The organism is Streptomyces sp. NPDC001700, assembly GCF_053596435.1.
Genome location: NZ_JBSFGE010000076.1, coordinates 1 through 3,969 on the forward strand (window position 1 = coordinate 1; position 3,969 = coordinate 3,969).

Consider the following 3,969-nt stretch of genomic DNA (forward strand, 5'->3'; position numbering starts at 1 on the left):
CGGTGTAAGGCGTTCGGGGCGGGGGCGGATGGTACGGGTTGGTCGGAGGGTGCGGGTCTGCTGTTGTTGGAGAGGTTGTCGGACGCGCGTCGCAATGGGCATGAGGTGCTGGCGGTGGTGCGGGGTTCGGCGGTCAACCAGGACGGTGCGTCCAACGGTCTGACAGCGCCGAACGGCCCCTCCCAGCAACGCGTCATCCGCCAGGCATTCGCCAACGCCCGGCTCTCCCCGACCGACGTGGACGCGGTCGAGGCGCACGGCACGGGCACCTCGCTGGGTGACCCGATCGAGGCGCAGGCGCTGCTGGCCACGTACGGCAAGGACCGTGACCCCGGACAGCCGCTGTGGCTCGGTTCCATCAAGTCGAACATCGGCCACTCCCAGGCCGCCGCAGGTGTCGCGGGCGTCATCAAGATGGTCATGGCGATGCGCCACGGCATCCTTCCCCGTACCTTGCACGCCGACGAGCCCACCCCCGAGGTCGACTGGGAGTCCGGCGCCGTCTCGCTGCTCCACGCCGCCACCCCGTGGCCCGCCTCCGGCAGGCCCTACCGTGCCGCCGTGTCGGCTTTCGGCATCAGCGGCACCAACGCGCACGCCATCCTCGAAGCGGCCCCGGCCGAGGAAGCGGACGTCGCGGAGCGCACCGCCCACGTAGGTGCCGCCGCACTGCCGTGGGTCCTGTCCGCCCGTACACCGCAGGCCCTCGCGGCACAGGCGGATCGGCTGCGGCGACACGTCGCCGAGCTGCCCGGCGCCTGCGTCGCCGACATCGGCCACGCACTGGCCACCACCAGGTCTGCCCTCGACCACCGTGCCGCGGTCGTCGCCCGCGACACCGAGGAGTTCCTGCACGGTCTGGCCGCCCTCGCCGAGGGCACAGCGGCGCCGCACACCGTGACGGGCGAGCAGCGGCCCGCGGGTAAGCTCACCGTGCTCTTCACCGGGCAGGGCAGCCAGCGGGCGGCCATGGGGCGCCAACTGTACGCCGGCCACCCGGAGTTCGCCGAGGCACTGGACGCGGTCTGCGACCAGCTCGACCAGCATCTCGAACGGCCCTTGAAGGAGGTTTTGTTCGCCGCTGAAGGCACCGTCGAGGCGGCGCTGCTCGACCGCACCGACTTCACCCAGGCCGCCCTGTTCGCCACTGAGACCGCCCTGTACCGGCTCGTCGAGGCGCACGGCATCCGGCCCACCTACCTGATGGGCCACTCCATAGGCGAGCTGACCGCCGCCCACGTCGCGGGGGTCCTGTCGACCGCTGATGCCGCCGTCCTGGTCGCCGCGCGTGGCCGCCTCATGCAGGCCCTGCCCTCCGGCGGCGTGATGATCGCGCTGCAGGCCACCGAGGAGGAGGTGCTGCCCCACCTGGTGGGCCTCGAGGAGCAGGTGAGCATCGCCGCCGTCAACGGCCCCGCCGCCACCGTGATCGCCGGAGAGGCGGACGCCGCCGAGGCGGTCGCCGAGCACTGGCGGGGCCAAGGGCGCAAGGTCAAGCGCCTGAACGTCAGCCACGCCTTCCATTCGCCGCGCATGGAACCCATGCTCGCCGAGTTCGCCCGCGTCGCCGAGGCCCTGACGTACTCGGCTCCGCGAATCCCGGTCGTGTCGAACGTCACCGGCGCGGTCGCGGACGTCGGGTCGTCCGACTACTGGGTGCGGCATGTCCGGCAGGCCGTCCGCTTCCTCGACGGCATGCGGGCTCTCGACTCGCTCGGCGTGACCACGTACCTGGAGCTCGGTCCCGACGGTGTCCTCACCGGCCTCGGCCAGGACTGCCTGCCCCCCGAGGCCGATGCCCTGTTCGTGACCGCGCAGCGGGCCGGGACCCCGGAGCCGCAGGCGCTGACCACCGCGCTCGCGACTCTGCACGTCCACGGGGTACCGGTCGACCTGGCGGTGGCCTTCGCCGGACACCGTACGCGCCACGTCGACCTGCCGACCTACGCCTTCCAGCGCAAGCAGTACTGGCTCGCCCCCGCGGGCCGGGGCGTCGGTGACGTGTCGTCGGCCGGGCTCGACGCGGCACACCACCCCATGCTCGCGGCGGCCACCGACCTGCCCGACGGCGGAGGCACGCTGTTCACCGGCCTGATCTCACGGCGCACCCACCCGTGGCTCGCCGACCACGCCGTGGCCGGCGCGGCGCTCCTGCCGGGCACGGCCTTCGTGGAACTGGCCATGGTCGCCGGCGACCACGTGGACTGCGACCGGCTCGACGAGCTCACGCTCGAAGCACCACTGGTACTGCCCGAACGCGGCGGCGTGCGCCTGCGCGTCGTCGTCGGCGAACCCGACGACGAGGGCTGCCGCTCCCTGATACTCCACTCGCGGCCCGAGGACGCCTCGGCGGACCAGCCATGGATCCGCAACGGCAGCGGTCGGCTCTCGCCCACCCCGCCGGAGCCCGACTTCGACTTCACCGTGTGGCCACCGGCCGACGCCACCCCGATTGACACCACGGACCTGTACACGGGCCTCACCGAAGCCGGACTCGCGTACGGACCCGCCTTCCAGGGGTTGCGCGCGGCGTGGCGGCAGGGTGACGACGTCTTCGTCGAAGTGGAGTTGCCCGAGGCGCAGCGCGAGTCCGCGGGCACGTTCGGCCTGCACCCGGCGCTGTTCGACGCCGCGCTGCACGCGGTCGCGCTTGGCGGACTCGTCGAGAACACCGGCGGGCCCGGCCTGCCCTTCGCCTGGTCAGGGGTGTCCGTGCACGCCATCGGCGCCGCGACCTTGCGGGTACGGATCTCGCCGGCGGGCGGCCACAGCGTGTCCCTCGCCGTCGCGGACGGCACCGGTATGCCCGCCGCGGTCGTTGAGTCCCTCGCGTTCCGCCCGTTCGCCGCCGGCGTGCTCGACGACAGCCACCAGGACCGGGCGAACGCCTCCCTGTACCTGATCGACTGGACCGCCGTCCGGGCGCCCGAGGTCCCCGGACAGCTCGGCGCCTGGGCGGTGCTCGGCGCCGACGACTTCGGCATCGGCGCCGCCATGGCCGAGGCCGGCACCCTCGTGGAGACGCACGAGGACCTGGCCGCCCTCGCCCGGGCCACGAAGTCCACCGGAGCGGCACCCGACGTGGTCGTCGTCTCCTGCCCGCCCGGCGCCGTGCCCCGCGAGCAGACCTGCCGGATCCTGGAACTGCTCCAGGGCTGGCTCGTCGACGAGACCCTGACGGCGTCCCGACTGCTGGTGGTGACCCGCGGCGCGGTCACGGCCACCGCCGCGGACAGCGGGGAGACCGGGCCGGATCTCGCGGGCGCCGCCGTATGGGGCCTGCTGCGCTCGGCCCAGTCGGAGAACCCGGGCCGCATCCTCCTCGTCGACCTCGACCCGGGCGCCGCCCCCGGCACCCTGACCCTGCCCCTCGTAGCCGACCTCGACGAGCCCCAGCTCGCGGTGCGCGCGGGCCGCCCTCTCGCGCCTCGCCTCGCTCGGTCCGGCGCGGCGGCGGCCATGCGGCCCCCGGCGGGGGAGCGCGCCTGGCACCTGGCCACGACGGGCGAGGGCATCCTGGAGAACCTGTCGCTCGTCCCGAGTCCGGATGCCCTGGGGCCCCTGGCCGACGGCCAGGTGCGGATCGCCGTGCGCGCCGCGGGCGTCAACTTCCGAGACGCCCTCATCGCCCTCGGCATGTATCCCGGCGCGGCGAACCTCGGTAGCGAGGGCGCGGGTGTGGTCACCGAGGTCGGTCCCGGTGTGACGGAACTGGCAGTCGGCGACCGGGTGATGGGCTTGATCGGCCAGAGCTTCGGTCCCTACGCCGTCACCGACAGCCGGTTCCTGGCACGCGCCCCGCAGTCCTGGTCGTGGGAGCGGGCGGCGACGACGCCGATTGTGTTTCTGACGGCGTTGTTCGGGTTGCGGGATTTGGCTGGGTTGCGGGCGGGTGAGCGTGTGCTGGTGCACGCGGGTGCCGGTGGTGTGGGGATGGCGGCGATCCAGTTGGCCCGGTATGTGGGGGCG

General features: G+C 73.5%; 1 protein-coding gene. It reads left to right on the top strand.

Annotated features, from left to right (window positions below; all coding sequences use genetic code 11):
• Positions 1-3,969 (top strand): acyltransferase domain-containing protein (locus ACWC5C_RS41990; RefSeq protein WP_450884625.1); only part of this gene is annotated, 3,969 nt, incomplete at both ends.